We start from the raw sequence: 20722 nt of genomic DNA, 5'->3' as shown, positions 1-20722 counted from the left end.
GCTTCCCTTACCGCTTTTTAAACATGGCTAACATACGGTCTGTTACTAAATAACCACCCACTACATTGATAGTCGCGAGCACTAAAGCGATTGCCCCTAACCAGGTGGCCCATTCATGCTGTACTCCACCAGCTAAGCTAACAGCACCAATAACAGTGATACCCGAAATTGCGTTCGCTCCAGACATCAAAGGTGTATGCAACGTCGCGGGAACTTTACGAATCAATTCAAAACCAACAAATACAGCGAGTATTAAGATAAACAGTAAATAAACAGTAGTCATTGTGATGCCTCCTGCACGGGGCTTTTATATAAATCAGCTATAATAGGATTAACAAAATTTTTATTATGTGTAATCAGCGCAATACTAAGAATCTCATCTGTCTGATCGATCATAAAAGTACTGCTCTTTTTATCCCAAAACTCACTGACCAAATTGAATAGATTGTTGGCATACATTTGAGATGCATTATACGGGACTTCATTAGGCCAATTACCTGTACCAATGAGTGTCACACCATGCAATTCAATAGTCTTTCCTGCCTGGCTCCCTTCAACATTGCCACCATTTTCGGCAGCCATATCAACTATGACTGAACCAGATTTCATTTTTTTTACTGTTTCAGCGCTAATCAATTTAGGTGGCTTGCGGCCAAAAAGTTGAGCTGTGGTAATAACGATATCAGAATCAATGATGCATTTTTCTTGCGCTTGCTGTTGGATAGCAAGTTGTTCTGCTGTTAACGCTCTAGCATAGCCCTGATCGGTTTGCCCGGTATCACCCAAATCTATTTTTAAGAATTTTGCCCCTAAAGACTCAACTTGCTCGGCAACAACGTCACGAGTGTCAAAAGCTATGACATTTGCTCCTAATCGTTTAGCAGTGGCAATAGCTTGCAAACCAGCAACTCCTGCACCAACAATAAACACTTTTGCAGGTTTTATAGTGCCTGCTGCAGTCATCATCATTGGGAATATTCGATTTAGTGAAGCCATAGCTTTAGACACCATGACATAACCCGCTAGACTTGCTTGAGAACTTAACGCATCCATTTTCTGACAACGGGTAGTCCGGGGAACCATTTCCATACTTATGCTACTGACACTGTGTTCCCGTAAGGCTTTTACATAGTTACTGTTGTTGAAGGGATCCAGAAAACTAATAAGTACTTTTCCCGTAAACAGAGGTACCTCAATAAGTTCAACTGGATGAATCGACAAAATTATATCCGCAACTTTAGAAATCGATTCACGGTTCTCTGCGACTTTTGCTCCAGCTTCTACATAACACTCATCTGAAATATATAGCCCTGCACCTAAACCTTTTTCAAAAACCACTTGAACCCCGAGGCGCGTGTACGACTGCACATTTTCTGGCAACAGCGCGCAACGTTTCTCGCCTGACAATGTCTCTTTTAGAAATGCGATTGTAGCCATTTCAATATCCTAAAATTAAAACAAAAAACACACCAATGCCGACTAAATCACATACGTGTTCTGCTCATGTTTATCGACTAGCACAAAAGGCTACAATTACGTTTGTTGTGCTAGCCCAAATCAGCAACAGTTAAATGGTCCATATCATCGAACTCTTGGTTTTCACCGCCCATAGCCCAAATAAACGTGTAGTTTGTTGTGCCAACACCGCTGTGAATCGACCAACTTGGTGAAGCTATTGCGACTTCTGGTGATAGAGAAAGTGTTTTAATTTCTGAAGGCTCGCCCATTAAATGGAAAACCCTTTCTTCTTCAGGCAAATCGAAATACATGTAAACTTCTGTGCGCCTAAAATGGGTATGAGGCGGTTTGGTATTCCACACACTACCAGGTTTGAGCTCGGTAATACCCATTACCAGCTGGCAAGTATCAACTATACCTGGACGAATAGATTGAAAAATGGTCCTCTCGTTAGATGTTTGTTGGCTACCCAACTCAATGCGCTGGGCCTTATCTTTAGGAACATGCACAGTTTTTGTAATTCTATGAGCAGGATAAGATGCTAGGTAAAATTTGGCAGGTTGAGACGAATCATCAGAACTAAACGACACCCTTTCACTGCCTCTAGCAATGTAAAGACTGTCTTTGTTAGCCATCGGATAGGTTTCACCATCCACAATAATACAGCCACTACCACCTATATTTATTATCCCCACTTCACGCCGCTGGCAAAAATAATCTGCAGCAAGCTCTTTGTGTGTAGGCAAGTCAATTGAGGTGGAAGATGGCGTAATACCACCAATCACACAACGATCAACATCGGTGTAAGTGAGGTTTATTTTACCTACCTCGAACAAACGTTTAGTAACAAAAGCTTCACGCAATTCGTCATTACGCATGGTTTTGTAGCTTCTCTTGTCAGCGGAAAACATGAATTCCATAGCGAGCCCTCAATTTAAATTTATAATATTTAGGCGACTTAACGCGCCATCCAACCGCCATCAACTAACATTATGTGGCCATTCATGTAATTAGATGCATTGCTAGCTAAAAACACAGTTGCCCCAGCCAAGTCCTCAGGTTTACCCCATTCACCCGCTGGTATGCGTGCTGAAATGCTGGCAAAACGATCCGCGTCTTGGCGCAAGTTATAAGTATTATCGGTTTCGAAATAACCAGGTGCGATTGCATTAACCTGTATGCCCGAAGCAGCCCACTCGTTTGCCAAAGCTTTAGTAATTTGAGCAACACCACCTTTACTGGCTGCATAAGCGGGAACGGTAATACCGCCAGAAAAACTTAAAAGAGAAGCTATGTTGATAATTTTACCGGAGCCTTGTTTGAGCATATGCTTGCCCGCCTCCCTGCAAAATTTAAATACACCATTTAAGTTGACGTTAATAACTTCATTCCAGTCCTCGTCGGAGAACTCATGTGCTGGGGCACGTTTGATAGTACCAGCGTTATTTACCAAGATATCGATACGACCAAAGACTTCGATAGTCTTGGCAATAACTGAAGAAATCTGTTTACCGTCACTTTGATCGCAGCCCAAAGCCAAACTTTGAATATTTTTTTCATCTAATTTGGCGATTGTTCCTGCAACATTCTCTGGTTTAGAACCAACGGCGACAACAATTGCGCCAGCTTCGCCTAATGCAATAGCCATTGCCTGTCCCAGACCGCGGCTTGCACCAGTCACAATGGCAACTTTATCTTTTAATCCAAATTGTTTCTGTAAATATTCTTGCATAGTAATTCCATATTTTTTGTTAGATTAGGCCCAATAATGTTGGCAAATATTCGCTAATTGCAGGAAAGGCTGTAACCAGAATTAAAGCCACTACCATTGCCGCGTAAAGTGGTAATATTGGCTTGATAATTTGGCCTATAGACACCTTACCAATCGAGCATCCAACAAACAGCACGCTACCAACTGGTGGGGTACACAAGCCAATTGACAGATTCAATATCATCATAATCCCGAAGTGCAATGGAGAAATGCCCAAGGACTCTGCGACAGGTAAGAAAATAGGGGTAAAGATAAGTACGGCAGGTGTCATATCCATGAAAGTACCAACCAGTAACAGAGTTAAATTTATTATCAATAAAATCAATAAGGGGTTTTCAGACAATGCTAATAAACTAGCACTAATGGTCTGAGGTATTTCCTCGTATGACATTAACCACGACATGGCAGAAGATGCACCTATCAACAACATTACTATTGCAGTTGTGTTAACTGATTTAAGCAGTATGGGATACAAATCTTTGAACTTAATTTCTTTGTATATACAAAGTGAAAGTGCCAATGAATAGAGTACCGCAATTGCCCCTGCTTCTGTTGGCGTAAACCAGCCACCAATTATCCCACCTATAATTAACACGATGAGCAATAAGCTTGGCACCGCTCCTATTAGCGATGGAAAGAACGGCTCGATGGAAGCGGCCTGAGCAGGAGCAATTCCATGCTTTTTGACATACAGACTCGCAGCAACGATTAGCAAAAGTGTGAGCAATAGACCAGGTAAATATCCTGCGATAAACAAAGCCGCTATTGAAACACCACCACTAGCAAGCGAATAAATTATCAAGATATTACTGGGAGGTATTAGCATTCCTGTAGTCGCTGCAGTGACAGTTACAGCACTACTAAATGGACGAGAATAACCTTCCTTCTCCATGGCTGGGATCATAAATCCACCAATTGCAGAAGTAGAGGCGACCGCAGAACCCGATATAGCACCAAATAATGCGCATGATATAACATTCACAAATGCCAAACCTCCCGGCAATCTGCCCACGAGAACTTTTGCAAATGCGATTAATCGATGAGCAATGCCTCCTTGTCCCATTAAATAACCAGACAAAATGAAAAATGGAATAGCCAACAAAGCAAAGCTATCAATGCCAGCTGCTAATCTTTGTGCAATAGCTGTCAGTGCTGGCAAAGTATCTATTGTCATTAGCATGGTAACTAAAGTGGCAAATATAATAGCCAGCGCAATGGGAAGATTTATAAGAAGTAGAAGTGAGAAAACCCCAAACAAGACAATTGTAATCATTCGCTAGTTTCTCCTAGGGTTTGATTATTGGCATCAACAAAAAAGTAACTGCTATAAATTAAGAATAAGATGCCGCTTAACGGAATAGCTAAATAGATAAATGCCATTGGCAACTCTAAAACTGGTGAAGATTGACCTAATAACCAAGTGAGGTAAACAAGGTTACTCCCGCCAATCAACAGAACTGCAATAGCAAATACAGCAACCAACAAGCAGCTCAAACGAAATACAAGAACAGCTCTTACTTTACTCATTTTTCTAACAAGCAAATCAAAACCTAAATGACTATGTAATCGATAGGTATAAGCTCCGCCTATCAAGCTAATCCATATAAGTAAAAACCGTGCTAACTCTTCAGTAAATGAGCTAGGTTTGGGCAAAACAAAGCGCGTAAGAATTTGCCAGCTAACATCAATAACCAGCAGTGCCATCATAACCACTAGAAACACACGAAGTGTGCCATCTATACCATTTATTAAAGTGACGAAGCGTGGCATTAGTTAGCCCCCATTGCTTTAATTTCAAGAACTAAATCATAGAGTGGCTGGCCCTCTAGCCTCTTATATAAAGGCTGCACACTTTGCTGAAACAGAAGTTTGTCAGCTTGAACAACTTCAACTCCAGCCTCTTTCACTTTTGCCAAAGATTCTGCCGTAGATTCAGCCCACAATTGTTTTTGATACTGGGTGGCTAAATGCATAGCCTCTTTTAGCCAGCCTTGCTGTTTTGCTGCTAAGCTATTCCATTCGTGAGTGCCAATTACAATAATATCGGGAATAGAAGTATGCTCATCTAGTAAATAATACTTACTAACTTCAAAGTGTTTAGAGAAATAAAAACTAGGCGGATTGTTTTCGGCACCATCTACAACCCCCTGCTGCAGGCCTGTATAAAGCTCACCAAAGCTGACAGGTGTGGCGGCACCACCAATCGTATTGACCATATCAACAGCCGATTGGCTGCTCATGACACGAATTTTCAAGCCATTGAGATCTTCAGGCTTTTCGACTCTTTTTTTAGAAGTGTAGAAACTTCTGCTTCCGGCATCGAAGTAACCTAAGCCCTTAATTCTGAATTCGGTCCCTGAATCGAGTAATCGCTCTCCCACTTCACTTTCAAGAACATTCCAATAGTGGTCTCTGTCATTAAATAAGTAAGGTAAACTAAACACTTTCATGTCTGGTACAAAGGCCTCAAGCGAACTAGCCGAAACTTTTGTCATACCGATTGCACCAATCTGCAACAACTCAAGAATCTCCCTTTCGGAACCCAGCTGACCTGAAGAGTAGATAACGAGTTCCATCTTGCCGCCTGACAAACGAATCAACTCTTGGCCCATGTATTCTAGGCTTTTGTGAACTGGGTGTTCTGTATCAAGAGTGTGAGCAAGCCTGATATAATTCACACTTGGATCTCTTTCAGCACAAGAGACAGTGAAGATTAGACAAAGTACTGCAAGCCAAAAGGTCGGAGGTACGCGAATCATAATTTAGCACCTCTTAGATTAATGCTGTGGTCAATAATTGCGCCTTTGTGCTGTATAACAATACTTGCACAGAGCTGGGCCTCTTTTACACACTGCTTGATACTTTCCCCTCTTTGCCTCGCTGCAAAATAAGCGCCATTGAAGGAATCGCCAGCAGCTGTCGTATCTACAGGAACAACAATATGATCAACGGGCACAGTTACAACTTCGCCATCCTTGTAAATCAAACTTTCCTTGCTTCCTTGTTTAATAATGATTTCACTAACAAAGCGACTGCTCCAGCGCTCCAGGCACTCCTCTATTGTATGCTCACCATGCATCTCAATCTCATCATCAAAACTCAATAATGCAATATCAGTAAGTGACATCATTTTTTCATAACAAGCCTTTGCTGTGTCCACATCTGGCCAATTCTTTGGTCTAAAATTATTATCGAAAGCGACGGTGCCGCCTTTTCTGCGAAATTCACTTAAAAAACTAAAAAGCTGAATACGATCTTGTTGCGGATAAATAGAAAGAGATATTCCAGTAAGGAAAATAATTGAGTATTTACGTAAATCATCGAATATCTCAGGAAATGCTGACAGCAATTGTCTTGCAGGTGCATTTTGCCGCCAGTGATAAAAATGTCTCTCACCAAAACAATCATTTTCAATCAGATAAATACCTGGTAATTGCCCTGGGATAATTTTTACGTTTGATATGCCGACTCCCTCTTGTTTCCAACTTTCCATCATATTCAAACTAAAAGTGTCATCACCTAAAGCCGTGAAATAGTCTCCGTGTCCACCACATCGTGATAAATAAACTGCTGTATTTAAAGTGTCGCCACCAAATCCGGCTTTATATTGCCCGTTGTTTAGCTGGGTACACTCAATCATGCACTCTCCCAATATTGCAATCGACATTCTACTTTCACCTGCTCAATATCTGTGCTGAACGCAACATTAATTCACAAAAAAGCATTCTAAACTCAATATTCGTGACTGTAAATGAGCGCTATAGATTTATTTTGACCAAAAAGCAGGTGTGTTAGATAATTCTGAATGTAATTATAATCACCCGTGACGAAACACAGACAAAATTAACCCAACGCTTTTACGCTTTCGTATGATCATTGCCGCTATTTGTTCTTTAACCAGTTAGGGTGTTAAGGTTTAATTGTTTTGAGTTACGTGAATAGCGTATCCAGAAATTTTAGGTGGGTGACTGCTTCCTCAGAATATGTTCCCATCTGAAGTATTAAGAAACGAATAATTTAAGTTATACACTTTGTATAATTGGCGAAATAGAGCCAAACCATGAGGTCTTACTTTTGCCGACAAAAAACCTCTTTCAAACATTGGTCGGTCAGTTGCCAACAGAAAATGTTATCATGCTTAACTATTAGCACAGATGGTCAGACAAGACAGAAAATGTTGCAAAGTCAAATAATGTCAATGTTTCACAGAAATCTGTACATAACAATTTTTGCCTATAGAATATGGAATAAGATATGAGTATCAGCAAAGAATACACAAAGGGCTTACCAATGCTAGAAAAACATAGGCAACAATTGATAAAGGACATTTTGGACCAACAGCAATTTGCCAGTGTGCGTGACTTGACTGAAAAGCTTAACGCGTCAGAAGCAACCATCAGACGCGATATCACCAAGATGTCAAAACGCGGTGAAATTAACAAGATCCGTGGTGGTGCTGAATCAATCAACGTCGAGCCAAAGAAAAAGCACTTGTCAAGCTCTGCTTTCATTGTAGATAAAGCCAAACGGGTCAATACAAAACGACGAATTGCTGAACGCGCCGTACAGCTTTGTGAAGAGGGTGACTCAATCATAATCAACGGCGGCAGTTCCACATTCATGATGGGGGAATTTCTCAGTAATCTTTATTTAAACATACTCACCAACTCATTTGTGCTAGCAAACTACATAACCGAAAACAGTGATAGCCAAGTGTCACTACCAGGTGGTGAAATATATAGAGAACAAGGAATTATCCTTAGTTCTTATGAACATGATAGTACTGAAAATTATCATGCATCAATGATGTTTATGGGAACGCCTGGTATAGGCAAATTTGGAGTAATGGAGTCGGACCCTTTACTAATCCGTTCTGAACAAAAACTGAAGAAGCAAGCCGAAAAACTAGTAATTTTAGCTGACAGCTCAAAGTTAGGTAAACGCAGCAACTTCATTCTATGCCCATTAAACGAAGTTGATATTGTAATTACCGATTCCAAAGCTGACCCAGAATTAATTGAGTATTTTAAAACAACTGGAGTAGAAGTAATTATTGTTGAAGCAGTTGATGATTAACCATTGAATTACTCTCGATTCGCTCTGACGCATCGTTTCAAAAAATGAAAGTTAACGGTTTTGATTTGGACTAGGGCATTCTTATTCTAAACCATAAAGTAACTCTTCATAATAAAGATAAATGATCTGACATAGAATGGTTTACTCAGTTAGGAGCTATATTGTGCAACGTTTCCAGAACCTATAAACCAATTGCTACGTTTTCATCCCGTTTTACTTTTTAATCTTTACACGATGCAGTTGACGAGCTTTTAGACTAACTCAGGAAGAAGCAGTACTCCGTGCAGCGAAAAATAAAAAGTACTAAGTGAGCGAGTGTTTAAATTCAACAATGAACAAACTCACCTGACCAAATATGCATGAAAAAAACAACAGTTGAATCCTAGATTGATAGGTAACAGGTTTGAACATAAAAGAATTTAACTTGAATGTAATGTAATGCAATGTAAAAAGTACAATAACAAAACAGGTAATTACTACTTCAAGTCTATGATAGTCTCAAATAAAGTTGTAGGCGCTAGTGGCCTTCATCAACTAACGTCAACCACTTTTCCTTATAAGTTTCTAAACCTATTAGATTAATATTAGGCGTTTCCTTTAATGCTATCGAATTAGTGTGCTGCCCCAAGTTTGTCAAGCAAGCCGCCCCCAACACTGTACCCGTAGAGTCCATCGACATATAAACCTTTTGATCTTTCCGTAGTTGATTAATAACAGCACATAACAGTGGGTTCTTTAAAAAAGCACCTTCAATATAAATTTTACCTTTAGACGCTAATTGTGAAAGTTGATAGTCGATCATCAACGCACAATACAATGTTGCTAATGCAATACCACTTACTTTATCAACTGGTCCAACAAACCCTGATTGCCTATTCCCAAAAGGACCACTTCCGTCACCAAAATCGGGTATCGCAAAGACAAATCTATCGATAACTGTTTGTAAGTCATTATCGTTGAACTGCTCACCTAACCAAGAACCCGCCTGTACACAAATGGCTTCAAATTCCCGACCGCCCATAAAACGAGCGCAGGCTACAGGCGAACCAAAAGCATCGATGTTAGCGAGCATATCTTTCTGAGGGTTCAGATTTTCTAATGGAACTTGAGTTGCCATTAGAATGGTCCAAGTACCGGTTGATATAACGGTAAAAGGACTTTCTTGATTTGCAAGGCGATACCGAAGAAAACTGGCATTACTGTCATGAATACCATTGTAGATTTTGCACTTAGCAGTTAAGCCGAGTTCGTGTGCAACCTTTGACGTTATAGCACCACAATCATGCCAAGCTGGCTGGATTGGTGGAAATTTATTTCGACAATCCAACTTGTCTACAAGACTTGAATAATCGTTATCTTTAATTGACCACAAATCAGTATGGCAACCCAAAGAGGTAATTTCACTAAAACACTGACCTGTAAAACGCCAAACCCAATATTGGGGGTACATTAAAATGTCAGTTACCTGATTGAATTGTTGAGGAAAAGTTTGCTTTAACCAATATAGTTGCCGCCCTAAGTTCAGGCCTGCCGGTAAATTGGGCGAATAGGTATTCGTAAAATCATCCCGTAGCGCGTCATATTGGGAGCTTTGTTCATATGTAACGGCACTTTCATAGTCAAGCACAGGCAAAACCAATCCATCGTTAGAGTCAGCCTCTCGATCGATTAATGCTGCAGTTGCTCCATGAGTAGTTATGGTAATTTTGCCAATTGGGTACTGCTGAGCAAATGTTCTGATATTGCTTACAAGCCACTGCCAAATTTTGTTCACATCGGTGCAATCATATATCTGACTATGATCAACAATGTTAGTCATTTGTTTCGAATATACTGATTGGAAATTACAATCTAAAACATGCAGTTTTATATGCGTTTTTCCAATATCGATAATTAATATGTAAACCATCATCTGCTCTTGCGCCAATTACTCTTTTTCCAAAAGCCCAGTTCTTACGAAATGTGCGTAAGTTGCAGTAACAAAATAAATCAATGTGGGCACAATTATCCAATTGTGAACAATATTAATGTTGTTGTTTGAATAAGCAGCAATACCCAAGCCAACACAGGTTAGTAATGCAATATAAGCTATATAATTCGCTGAAACCGCCAAAAAAGGCATTTTGATAGATGTATCAGATGATGTTTTGTCTTGTTCAGCCAGAAAACTCTTCTCAGCTAATTTACGCTCTTGTTCAATTTTCTCAGACACCTCTGCAGCTGGATAATGTGATTTAGCACCCATTAAAGCCGCTAAGCCAATGTAAAGCACTGTGGCAAATATCCATATTGGGATAAGAATGAAAAACAAGTGTAGAGTGCCACTTGATTCTAAAAAGTAAGCCGCTAGCAATGAAATGATCCAAGTCGCAAATGCTGGGATGTTTGTTATGTTACCTTTGTATTTAGACCAATAACGAGTAAAACCAATTTTGGGAAATATCCAATGTTCTGCAACAATCACTGCCCCCACAGGCGCTAACATTAATCCCATTATTCCAACAAAACCCAACAACTGAGAAAACACAAACGGGAAACAAGCCACAATGGTTGTTACAATCCCCACGACAATGGTCACTCTAGTTCGCCCCCAAGATGGGTTAAGCGAGTTAAAAGCAAGACCCGCACGATAAATCGTAGGATTAGATGTAGTCCATCCAGCAATGATAACGGCAATAATCCCTGATGCTCCCAACGCCTGATAGGCAACAGATCCAGGATCTAACTGCGTTATAACTGTACCCAGCATTATTGCTGCCCCCGCTCCCATTATACCTGCGCATATCCATGCTAAATAATGACCAATAAACATTCCTAATGCAGAAAAATAGCCGTATCGAGAGTGCTTAGCAAAACGTAATAAGGTCATATCACCCAAACTGCCGTGCATAGCTAAATTAGCCACCCAAGCAAAAGCCGCAACATGCCAAAATCCAACTCCTGCATCAGATTTTTGGACCCAAATTGAGTTATTCGCGATAGTCAGAAAATCCTCAAAGCTACTTATACCTGAAACACCATCTGTAGCAGAAACAATTGCCGGTAAAAGGACAAGCGCACCAACCAGAAACATCAGGATCATCCATGGAGCACATACTGCTGCAAAAGCAGATAGTTTCTTAAAACCTTTTACCGCCATATAAACAACAATGGCACCTACACCTAATACTACCGCAACGAAGCCAGGATTGGTTGGATACCAGTCAGTCTGGGGTGGAATGTTAAAAAGCACTTGAACAGCAGATGCTGAAACCGTAATCATTGCACCAGCTAGGACACAGAAAAGTATGCCATTAATTACACTGTAGAGCTTTATAGTGCCTGGCCCGGCAATCTTTTCTAAATAAGCATAAAGGGTCAGGCGTGTGTCAGTTGAAATAGGAGCAGTAATAAGCCCCCAAGTAAGCACTGCCAATAAGTTCCCCAATAGTAATCCAACTAAAATATCAGAGGCGCCCACCCCCCAAGAAACAAATAAAGCACCGATTACAAACTCAGTACCGGCGACATGTTCTCCAGAGTAACTAGCTGCAAAAGTTTTTGGACCTTGAAGTTTATCGGGACTAACAGGTTGAGTTTCAAATTCACTTGCGGTAGACATCTTATTCTCCGGGTAAACAGCTCTGAGAAGAATCTGTCTCAGAGCCTCTTTTGTTATTGTTTTGATTTTTTACCTAAGTGCGCGATTACACTATTCCGGAGCCACTTCGCCCTGAAGACGGGCGCTTTTGTGCGACCGCCTTGCGATAGCAAGATGCTCGGTAAGTTGCGATTGGATCAATTGCACCACCTTTTCTGGCCCTTGCCATTGCCAGAATAGGCGAAACATCAGTATTAAAGGCTTGTTTAAGCGTATTACTCGCCATAATGGCATCGTTATGAGTTTGATACTCACTCAATGCCTGACGATCAACCAGCAATGCTGCAACATATGAGCGCTGTACACTTGCAGCCGAGTTCATCAAACTTTCAATCGGATCGGTAACATTATGCGATTGATCAAGCATGTAGTTAGGACTAAACCCTTCTTGATTACGATACTGCGCATCAACCAATTCATTGAAGATCAGGAATTGCTGATAGGGGTGTAAACTACCACTGTCTAAATCATCATCGCCGTACTTACTATCGTTGAAATGGAAACCACCTAGCTTCTTGAATTGAATTAATCGAGAGACAATCATCTCAATGTTTACATTGGGTGCATGATGTCCTAAATCGACCAGAGACTTCGCTTGCGGGCCTAACTCCATCGCAGCTAAGATACTGCTACCCCAGTCCTGAATTACAGTTGAGTAAAATGCGGGCTCAAACATTTTATGCTCAATATGTAGCTCCCAATCGCTAGGCAAACCAGCATAAATTGTTTTCATACTCTCAAGGTAGCGTTCAAAAGCATGTTGAAAATGCTGTTGCCCGGGATGATTAGATCCATCACCGACCCAAACGGTGAGTGTTTTGGATCCCAATATTTTGCCCCACTTTATGCAATCCAAATTATGCTGAATAGCCAATTCTCTGCTCGCAGCGGAAGTGTTTGCCAGACTGCCATATTTGAAACTATGCTCTTGTCCAGGCTGGTCCTGAAAAGTATTAGAGTTGATTGAATCCCATTTCAAATTTAAGCTGTCTGATACACCTTTCAATTCGGTAAAATCATCCACTTTATCCCAAGGGAAATGTGGTGATACTCTCTCTGTACATTGAGACAAGTCATTGATAACAGCACTGTCTTCTAACTTTTCGAAAATGTTGCGCGGTTCTCCAATACCCGGAAATCTAGCGAAACGTGTTCCACCAGTACCCGTACCCCAAGAAGGTACAGCTATTTGAAACGCGGCTGCTTTTGCAGTAATATCTTCAATGTTAATACCTGTTCGTGCAAGTTTGTTTCCCAGCGCTTCGTAATCTTCTTTCAAAAAGCTTTCTAATTTAACGTTTTCCTGAGCAATCAGCTCTTTATTAATTCTTTGAGTCATGATTTTTTCCTAAACCGTTGTTTTTAGCGTAAAAACGCTTCACTTAACCCGCCATCCACACTGATAATCTGTCCTGTGGTTTTACTTAACTGACCAGAGATCAGAAGATATGCTGCCTCTGCCTGATCAGCAGGTGTAATAGGCTGTTTAGTTAAAGTTCGCTGGGCGTAAAACATAGCTAATTTATCACGCAACTCATCGTCAGAATCTGACTCACTGTAAACAACATCATACTTTTTAAGCGATGCGATTACCCTGTCTCTTGGAAACATAGTGCTGCCTTTAACCACTGTTGCTGGGGCGAGTCCATTTACATTCACTAGAGGTGATAATGATACCGCTAACTCTCTAACTAAATGGTTAGCTGCAGACTTACTAGTATCGTAAGCAAGTGAGCCTTTCTTCGAGACCACACCGTTAACACTTGTCGTGAGCACCAACGCACCGGGTAAACCTTGCGCCTGCCAAATAGAGTTGGCTTCCGTACCCACGATATATCCACCCTTGACATTAACAGCAAAACTAATATCAAACATCTCATCATTGCTCATTCCAGCTTGACCTGGAGCGAGGAAAACTCCTGCAGTAACAATCACTTTATCAATGCCACCGTAAGCAAGAATAACATTTTCAAACATCTCTCTTACGCTTTGACGATTGGTAATATCTACACTTTGTGCAATAGCAGTTCCACAACCTGAAATGCCCGAACCAGCAACACCTATTCCTTGCCCATACTTCAAAGCAAGTTCATCAGCAGTTATTTTAGCTGCATCTAATCTCAAATCAGCACAAACTACATGTGCCCCCTCTTGTGCTACTCTGAATGCCGTTTCTTTACCAATTCCGTCGCCGGCACCTATCACAACAACCACATCTCGAGCTAAGGACTTCTCTTTCGGCATACGTTGCAGCTTCGCTTCTTCAAGCAGCCAATACTCAATATCAAATGCTTCTTGTTGTGGCAAAGCAATATATTCATCGATTGCTTCCGCACCGCGCATGACTTCAATAGCACAATTATAAAATTCTGCTGTAACTCTGGATTCACTTTTGTTCTTACCCCAGGCAATCATGCCCACGCCGGGAATTAGACATATTGATGGAGAAGAAGCACGCTGTGCGGGTGAGTTATCGTGCTTACAGTTTTCATAATAGTCAGTATATTGTTGCTGATAGGCCTCTATCCCGTCCTTCAATAAAGTCTTCAATTTTTCTACAGAGTCGGTTTGTGGATTCCAAGCAACATATAAAGGTTTGATCTTTGTACGTAGGAAATGGTCAGGACATGATGTACCCAAGTCAGCTAATCTAGCGGCATCAACAGAATTGACAAACCGTAATAAATTGTCATCTTGCTGAATAGTACCTATTAGTTTTTTCTCAGAAGACACTAATCCTCTCAGGAAAGGAACAATTTCTACCAGTACTTTTTTGCGAGCATCTTCTTCCAACGTAATGTACTTTTGACCGCCAAATGTCATTTCACCTTTGTCGTGTTTTTCAATGTACTCAGCGGCTTTTTCAATAATATCAAGACTAAGGTCATAACATTCTTTATTGTCATTTGCCCAATTGATAACGCCATGGCCGGCAAGAATAACACCTTTGGCATTTGGATTATCATTGCAGATTTGCTGTAATTTCATGCCTAAATCGAATCCTGGTCTTTGCCATTCAGTCCAAATAAGCTCGCCCCCCCAAATTTCTTCCGTTAATTTCTTGGAGTTTTTACTGGCAGCGACAGCAATAACTGAATTGGGATGCATGTGATCAACATGTTTGAAAGGAATATATGCATGCAGTGGAGTATCAATTGACGTTGCTCGAGGATTCAAGTTAAAGGTTGCATGTCTATACATATCGACCATATCGTCTTCAATCTGTGTTTTTACTCCTACCTCATCAGATTTGTAATAAATGTCTTTTAATGCCTGAAGTTTATCGATATACAAGGATGAAAAGTTATCTGATTTGGAAGTACGTAGATCGCCACCAGAACCTTTCACCCAAAGCACTTCGACTTGATTTCCGGTAAGCGGATCTACTTCTAAAATCTTTGCCGATGTATTTCCACCACCAGTGTTTGTAATACGCTGATCCGCTCCCAAAATATTTGAGCGATATACTAAGCCGTCAACGGGGTTTAAAGATTTTGCAACCTCGTCATTCCATAGATAGTTAACGTGATTAAATTGTATTTTTTTGCTTGCCATTGGATATGAAACTCCTAGATGTAAGGATTAGGCGAATTAAATCAAAATTAATCGTAATACTACAGGCTGACACTCCACAGTCAAGCAAATTTAATCACTTTCAATCACGTATAGTGGTTTATTTATCCGGGAACTAGCTTAAAAGCTTGAAACAAAGCGCACACTTTTAGACTAAGCCGCTACTTATCAAGGATTCACGGCTTAGATCAGAAACCTTTTTTGCACCGCATAATGTCATAGCAACTCGCATTTCTTTCTGATAGAGCGACAGCAAGTTATGAACACCTTCTTTGCCTTCAGCCGCTAAGGCATAAATATACGACCTTCCCAACATTGCGCAATCCGCACCTAATGCAAGCATACGAACAACATCCAGACCGCTGCGAATACCTGAATCAACAAATATTTTAATGTCGCTTTTTACTGCATCAGCGATTGCTGGCAGCGCTTTAACTGAAGATAAGACGCCGTCTAATTGTCTGCCACCATGGTTAGATACAACAATTCCATCAGCACCAAACCTAACCGCATCTTTTGCATCCTCTACATCTAATATACCTTTGATCACAATAGGGCCATCCCAAAATGCTCTAATCCACTCAATATCTTGCCAAGAAATAGAAGGGTCAAAGTTCTCACCCAGCCAGCCAATATAATCCCCCAATGCAGTGGGCTTACCTCGATAGGTTGAAATATTGCCTAAATCGTGTGGTTTACCCAACAATCCAACATCTAATGCCCAACTAGGATGTGTTACGGCCTGCAAAAATCTGCGTATAGATGCCATTGAACCGCTCATTCCAGAATGCATATCTCTATATCTTGCTCCTGGCACAGGCATATCAACGGTAAATACTAAAGTGGTTACACCTGCTGCTTTAGCTCTTTCGAGTACATTTTTCATGAATCCTCTGTCTTTAAGGACATAGAGCTGGAACCACATAGGCCGGGAGATAGCCGGTGCGACTTCCTCTATTGGGCACACAGATACCGTAGACATCGTAAATGGAATACCATTCTGTTCAGCAGCCATCGCAGCCTGCACCTCCCCCCTTTTGGCATACATCCCCGTTAATCCAACTGGTGACAAGGCAATCGGCATAGAGAAAGATTCTCCAAATATTTCAGTACTCAAGTCCAGTTCCGACATGTTTTTCAGTACTCTTTGCTTTAAAGCGATATTCTGCAAATCAGACACATTTTTACTTAATGTTGTCTCACTGTAAGAACCACCATCAATATAGTGAAATAAGAACGGCGGTAATTTAGATTTCGCTGCTAGTCGATAGTCTGAAGGTGAAGAAATGATCATATTTGAAAACCATTTAAAATGAATGTTCATCCATCTTACACTTTCCTTTTTATTTCATTTATGTAATTAATGAAAAACTTTAATTCCATTTTTGAATAAACTGAATGCAAGCAAATGATCTGATTTTATTTGCTCAGGTCGTTGAATTAGGCAGTTTCAGCAAAGCGGCAGAGCAGAATAACTTAACTAATTCAGTGGTGAGCAAACGTATTACTCGTCTAGAGGAATCACTCAATACACAGTTACTTTATCGAACCACTCGCACCCTCTCACTAACAGAAGCAGGTAAAACACTTTTAGGTCGGGCCATAATAATTAGGGATACCACTCAAGAGGCGTTAAACGAAGTTTCTGATAAAAATGGAAGTTTAACAGGGCATATAAAAATGTCGGTCCCTACTATATCTGGTGACCTGTTGCTAGCAGAGACTATCGTCGGCTTTTGTGCTCAACATCCGAAGTTAACGATTGATATGTCAATGGAGAATCGATTTGTAAACCCTGTTGAAGAAGGCGTAGATCTAGTGATAAGAACGGGCCAACTAGAGGATTCTAGCCTAAAAGCCAGACATATTATAGATTCACAATGGGTTGTTTGCGCGTCACATAATTATTTACTTAGATTTGGAAAACCATCACAACCGCAAGCTTTAAACCAACATAATTGCTTAACCTACACACATCCAGCATCGATGGGTAACAACTGGCAATTCAAAAATGAAAAAGAACAAATTACGGTAAAAGTGTCAGGATCATTTTCTTCCGACAATGCTGCTGCATTAAGAAAGGCGGCGTTGTGTGGGCATGGAGTTGTTTATGTCCCAAAATGTTTAGTACATGATGATATTCAGAATGGCAGCTTAATCACTCTGTTTGGCGCTCCTATAACCAGGAATATAGGCGTTTATGCTATTCATCCCTATGTAAAGAAAGTTCCGAAAAAGATCTCTGAATTAATTGATTGTATTAAAGCTGCCTATCAACATAAAGCATCTTACTTCAACATTATGTAAATGAGATTGCTTTTGATTTACTATGATGCATTATGATTAACAGATTTTCTTAAAATGACTGTCATTAAAACGAAAATTACTGCTTGTCGATTTTGGCATGTCGCGGGGCTTTTAAAGCGAGCTTTATCGAAGGAAAAAACTAACGCACGCTCACTGAAAGTATTGTTAGCAATTAAGGCGCATTTAATGACAATTAATACTTCAAATTTTCAATCGACGTTAAGTATAGCTAAAAAACTTGAGAGACCCGTGTTCATACAACAAAAGAAGTTAAGCAATTGAAGCCCATATTCTTCGCACTCGCGTTCATTTTGTATCTGGTCAGCTCTCACTGCGAAGCTAACCAAGAAAACTGTGTTTCATGTCATACAGAACAAGTTAAACAATGGCTGCAGTCTGACCATGCAAAATCAATGGCTACTGCGGATCCTGATAACGTTCTGGCTAACTTTAACGATGTTGAAATAACTCATTATTCGCAAAAAGCTAAATTTTATAGAAGTAAAGACAAGTTCCTGATTGATTTAACAGAGGCAGGAACCACCAACACTTATGAAGTCATATATACCTTTGGGCATTATCCACTACAGCAGTATTTGGTGCCAGCACCAAATGGCAAATATCAGGTTTTTCCTTTTGCCTGGGATAGTCGAGAACAGAATGAGGGGGGGCAGCGTTGGTATCCAAATCACCCAGCAGAAGACATCGGCATCAATGACAGGCTTCATTGGAAACAGCCCATGCAAAACTGGAATGGAATGTGTGCTGACTGCCACTCAACCGGTTTAAAACGCAATTTCGATAACGAAAGCCTTAGCTTCAACAGCCAATTCGACAATATCAATGTGTCTTGCGCCTCTTGCCATGGCGATATGACCAACCATTACATAGCAAATAAAACTCAAAGACCTGAAATCTTATTAAAAACGCCAAATTTGCTTAGTGGTTTATCTTCAAACGACATAAAAGCAGTGGGCAAGTGGCTATTCAAAAAAGGTGACAAAATAGCAAGCTGGCATGAGGAAATTGACGGAAAGTACCAACCAGCAAAACGCGATAATAGTTTTATGGAGAGCTGCTTTGGTTGTCACTCTTTGCGCTCGCCACTTACCAATGGAATAAATCCTGAACAGACGTTTTTAGATCAATTCACACCGTCATTTTTAATGCCTCCACTCTATTTTGCTGATGGACAAATTCACGAAGAGGTATTTGTTTATGGTTCTTTCTTGCAAAGTCGTATGTATGAAGCCGGAGTTAACTGTATCGACTGCCATAACCCCCATACCATGAAAGTTAAGGTTGAGGGGAATGGCTTATGTTTGCAATGTCATGCAGCGAACACCTACGATGGTATAAAACACACTAAGCACCCCAGCAACAGCGAAGCTAGTCAGTGTGTGAACTGTCATATGCCAACGCGCACTTATATGGGCGTAGATGCAAGGCGAGACCACAGTTTTAGCATCCCTTCCCCACGTGTTTCTGAAAAAACCGATGCGCCTAATGCATGTATCAATTGCCATGAGAAAAGCAACGCGTGGGTTGCCGAGCAGTTATCAAAATGGTACGGGCGAGACTCAACTTTAATTATTGAAGAAGAACAATACATCGCCTTCATTCATGGTGAAAAGTTCACCAAGGCGGCTATCCTTAAACTATTGCAGGCAAAATCATTGCCAATCATAAAAAGAGCCACTTTATTAGCTATATTACCAAGCCGTATTGAAGCGTTAACAGACAGCGAATTACGTCCGTTTATCTTAAGCGAAGAGCCTCTTTTACGCTTGGCTGTAGCACAGGCCGGACGGGCACTTCCTCCACGAGAAAGGTTAAAAACCTATCCACGTTTATTAGAAGATGAATACAAAGCAATCCGTGTTGCTGCCGCAAACAACCTTGTTGGTTTGGGCATTTCGTCTTCATCTTATAAAAATGCACTCAGTGAACTTACTGCGTCGAATGCAATTAGTCAGTGGCGCGGAGAAGGTAACCTTAATCAGAGTTTAATTGAATATGAGCAGGGCAATATTGAACAGGCTGAGACACTTCTTAAACAAGGAACTATAGTAGATCCTTACTTTGAAGCGAATTACATCAACCTTGCAGAACTTTATCGCTCGCAGAATTTAATGGCCAAGGAGGAGTCCGTGTTAGAAAAAGCACTTAGCTCGATGCCAAAAAGCGACCTGATCCATTATTCAATTGGTATGTTCAACATTCGCAAATCCAATAAAACCAAGGCAGTTTTTCATTTCAAAAAAGCAACCGAGCTAAACCCATCTAATGTGCAGAATTGGTATATTTACGCTTTGGCATTAGACAATACTGGCCAGATACCGCAAAGTATTGAAGCGCTAAAAAAAGGTCTGTCTTATCAGAAAGATGCCAGTCTGATTGACCTTGGTTTGTCACTATCCCAAAAACTGGGTGATCAAGGGTCGTTTAGCTATTTTATGAAATTGAAAAATAGTCATTAAAAAATCAACGAGCACTGATCCGTACCAGCACTTTTGGACACCTTGCTAAGTAAATACAATCGCTTAAAGAGGTGAATAATGTCAACAAAGAAAGTCCGCAAAACACATACCGCTGAATTTTACTTTCGATTCATCAGCTCGGGTATGTTTACAGAGAATTGGGAGAAAATTTTCTCAATGATACCTTTTGCTGCAGTCTCAATTCCAGGTAAGTGCTTAAGCTCAATAAACTGCTGTACATAGCTCTGTTTGCTTTTAGATAACGTTCCACCATTGCTTAAAAGCAACGAAATTAGCACATCGATATTTTTGTTCGATATATCGAAGGTGCTATTGATATGATCTTTCAGGGTATCAAAACAGATAATCAGGCAGACTTCTTCGATGAGCTCTGAAGAAACTGCGGTTTCCATCATG

At 40.5% G+C, this 20722-nt stretch carries 17 protein-coding genes; 3 read left to right on the top strand and 14 right to left on the bottom strand.

Annotated elements, in window-relative coordinates; genetic code table 11:
* Positions 1–7 precede the first annotated feature (7 nt).
* From L1N97_RS16300 to L1N97_RS16265, 8 genes are all read right to left on the bottom strand, one after another.
* Entirely contained in the window at positions 8–283 is a 276-nt protein-coding gene (locus L1N97_RS16300; protein ID WP_229588360.1) for an NAD(P) transhydrogenase subunit alpha, read from the bottom strand.
* Positions 280–1437, bottom strand: coding sequence for an NAD(P) transhydrogenase subunit alpha (locus L1N97_RS16295; protein ID WP_229588362.1), 1158 nt, complete (start codon positions 1435–1437; stop codon positions 280–282). Before L1N97_RS16295 ends, L1N97_RS16300 begins: the two co-directional genes overlap by 4 nt.
* 110 nt (positions 1438–1547) lie before the next feature.
* Entirely contained in the window at positions 1548–2378 is an 831-nt protein-coding gene (gene kduI, locus L1N97_RS16290) for a 5-dehydro-4-deoxy-D-glucuronate isomerase (protein ID WP_229588363.1), read from the bottom strand.
* A gap of 38 nt (positions 2379–2416) precedes the next feature.
* Positions 2417–3190 carry a glucose 1-dehydrogenase gene (locus L1N97_RS16285; protein ID WP_229588365.1) on the bottom strand — a complete coding sequence of 258 codons (774 nt, stop codon included), beginning with the start codon at positions 3188–3190 and terminating at the stop codon, positions 2417–2419.
* Positions 3191–3209: 19 nt separating this feature from the next.
* Positions 3210–4502, bottom strand: a complete 1293-nt coding sequence (locus L1N97_RS16280; protein WP_229588366.1) for a TRAP transporter large permease — start codon at positions 4500–4502, stop codon at positions 3210–3212.
* Entirely contained in the window at positions 4499–4999 is a 501-nt protein-coding gene (locus L1N97_RS16275) for a TRAP transporter small permease (RefSeq protein WP_229588368.1), read from the bottom strand. Before L1N97_RS16275 ends, L1N97_RS16280 begins: the two co-directional genes overlap by 4 nt.
* On the bottom strand, positions 4999–5988 hold the full coding sequence (locus L1N97_RS16270) for a TRAP transporter substrate-binding protein (protein WP_229588370.1): 990 nt from the start codon (positions 5986–5988) through the stop codon (positions 4999–5001). The genes L1N97_RS16275 and L1N97_RS16270 overlap by 1 nt, the downstream gene beginning before the upstream one ends.
* Positions 5985–6896 carry a sugar kinase gene (locus tag L1N97_RS16265; RefSeq protein ID WP_229588372.1) on the bottom strand — a complete coding sequence of 304 codons (912 nt, stop codon included), beginning with the start codon at positions 6894–6896 and terminating at the stop codon, positions 5985–5987. The genes L1N97_RS16270 and L1N97_RS16265 overlap by 4 nt, the downstream gene beginning before the upstream one ends.
* A gap of 587 nt (positions 6897–7483) precedes the next feature.
* Between L1N97_RS16265 and L1N97_RS16260 the strand changes: the two genes are divergently transcribed.
* Positions 7484–8305 (top strand): DeoR/GlpR family DNA-binding transcription regulator, encoded by an 822-nt coding sequence (locus L1N97_RS16260; RefSeq protein WP_229588373.1) that lies wholly within the window; start codon positions 7484–7486, stop codon positions 8303–8305.
* A gap of 517 nt (positions 8306–8822) precedes the next feature.
* On the opposite strand, the gene L1N97_RS16255 is transcribed toward L1N97_RS16260, so the two are convergent.
* The 5 genes from L1N97_RS16255 to lldD all read right to left on the bottom strand — a co-directional run bounded on the left by L1N97_RS16255 (position 8823) and on the right by lldD (position 16842).
* Positions 8823–10232: an FGGY-family carbohydrate kinase gene (locus L1N97_RS16255; RefSeq protein WP_229588375.1), complete on the bottom strand. Its 1410-nt coding sequence runs from the start codon at positions 10230–10232 to the stop codon at positions 8823–8825.
* Complete coding sequence (locus L1N97_RS16250; RefSeq protein WP_229588377.1) at positions 10233–11906, bottom strand: purine-cytosine permease family protein; 1674 nt, start codon at positions 11904–11906, stop codon at positions 10233–10235. It lies immediately after the preceding gene.
* 85 nt (positions 11907–11991) lie between these two features.
* Entirely contained in the window at positions 11992–13284 is a 1293-nt protein-coding gene (rhaI, locus tag L1N97_RS16245) for an L-rhamnose catabolism isomerase (protein WP_229588379.1), read from the bottom strand.
* 23 nt (positions 13285–13307) lie between these two features.
* The gene (locus L1N97_RS16240; protein ID WP_229588381.1) at positions 13308–15500 is read right to left on the bottom strand and encodes a bifunctional rhamnulose-1-phosphate aldolase/short-chain dehydrogenase; all 2193 of its coding nucleotides are present in this window, start codon (positions 15498–15500) and stop codon (positions 13308–13310) included.
* Positions 15501–15666: 166 nt separating this feature from the next.
* A complete protein-coding gene (gene lldD / locus L1N97_RS16235) occupies positions 15667–16842 on the bottom strand; it encodes an FMN-dependent L-lactate dehydrogenase LldD (RefSeq protein WP_420778862.1) in 1176 nt (391 codons plus the stop codon).
* Positions 16843–16916: 74 nt separating this feature from the next.
* Between lldD and L1N97_RS16230 the strand changes: the two genes are divergently transcribed.
* Both L1N97_RS16230 and L1N97_RS16225 read left to right on the top strand, forming a co-directional pair.
* On the top strand, positions 16917–17825 hold the full coding sequence (locus tag L1N97_RS16230) for a LysR family transcriptional regulator (protein ID WP_229588383.1): 909 nt from the start codon (positions 16917–16919) through the stop codon (positions 17823–17825).
* A gap of 278 nt (positions 17826–18103) precedes the next feature.
* Complete coding sequence (locus tag L1N97_RS16225) at positions 18104–20305, top strand: ammonia-forming cytochrome c nitrite reductase subunit c552 (protein ID WP_329605569.1); 2202 nt, start codon at positions 18104–18106, stop codon at positions 20303–20305.
* Between the two features lie 119 nt (positions 20306–20424).
* On the opposite strand, the gene L1N97_RS16220 is transcribed toward L1N97_RS16225, so the two are convergent.
* On the bottom strand, positions 20425–20722 hold a 298-nt coding region (locus L1N97_RS16220), incomplete at its 5' end, for a hypothetical protein (protein WP_236130526.1).

The organism is Rheinheimera sp. UJ63 (assembly GCF_021568285.1).
Lineage (GTDB): Bacteria > Pseudomonadota > Gammaproteobacteria > Enterobacterales > Alteromonadaceae > Alishewanella > Alishewanella maricola.
The sequence above is the reverse complement of the archived record's forward strand: the minus strand, read 5'-3'. Positions and strand labels throughout refer to the sequence as shown.

Coding starts and splice junctions, on each gene's coding strand:
- L1N97_RS16300 (WP_229588360.1), bottom strand. CDS start 283: ATGACTACTGTTTATTTACTGTTTATCTTAATACTCGCTGTATTTGTT.
- L1N97_RS16295 (WP_229588362.1), bottom strand. CDS start 1,437: ATGGCTACAATCGCATTTCTAAAAGAGACATTGTCAGGCGAGAAACGT.
- kduI (WP_229588363.1), bottom strand. CDS start 2,378: ATGGAATTCATGTTTTCCGCTGACAAGAGAAGCTACAAAACCATGCGT.
- L1N97_RS16285 (WP_229588365.1), bottom strand. CDS start 3,190: ATGCAAGAATATTTACAGAAACAATTTGGATTAAAAGATAAAGTTGCC.
- L1N97_RS16280 (WP_229588366.1), bottom strand. CDS start 4,502: ATGATTACAATTGTCTTGTTTGGGGTTTTCTCACTTCTACTTCTTATA.
- L1N97_RS16275 (WP_229588368.1), bottom strand. CDS start 4,999: ATGCCACGCTTCGTCACTTTAATAAATGGTATAGATGGCACACTTCGT.
- L1N97_RS16270 (WP_229588370.1), bottom strand. CDS start 5,988: ATGATTCGCGTACCTCCGACCTTTTGGCTTGCAGTACTTTGTCTAATC.
- L1N97_RS16265 (WP_229588372.1), bottom strand. CDS start 6,896: ATGTCGATTGCAATATTGGGAGAGTGCATGATTGAGTGTACCCAGCTA.
- L1N97_RS16260 (WP_229588373.1), top strand. CDS start 7,484: ATGAGTATCAGCAAAGAATACACAAAGGGCTTACCAATGCTAGAAAAA.
- L1N97_RS16250 (WP_229588377.1), bottom strand. CDS start 11,906: ATGTCTACCGCAAGTGAATTTGAAACTCAACCTGTTAGTCCCGATAAA.
- rhaI (WP_229588379.1), bottom strand. CDS start 13,284: ATGACTCAAAGAATTAATAAAGAGCTGATTGCTCAGGAAAACGTTAAA.
- L1N97_RS16240 (WP_229588381.1), bottom strand. CDS start 15,500: ATGGCAAGCAAAAAAATACAATTTAATCACGTTAACTATCTATGGAAT.
- lldD (WP_420778862.1), bottom strand. CDS start 16,842: ATGAACATTCATTTTAAATGGTTTTCAAATATGATCATTTCTTCACCT.
- L1N97_RS16230 (WP_229588383.1), top strand. CDS start 16,917: ATGCAAGCAAATGATCTGATTTTATTTGCTCAGGTCGTTGAATTAGGC.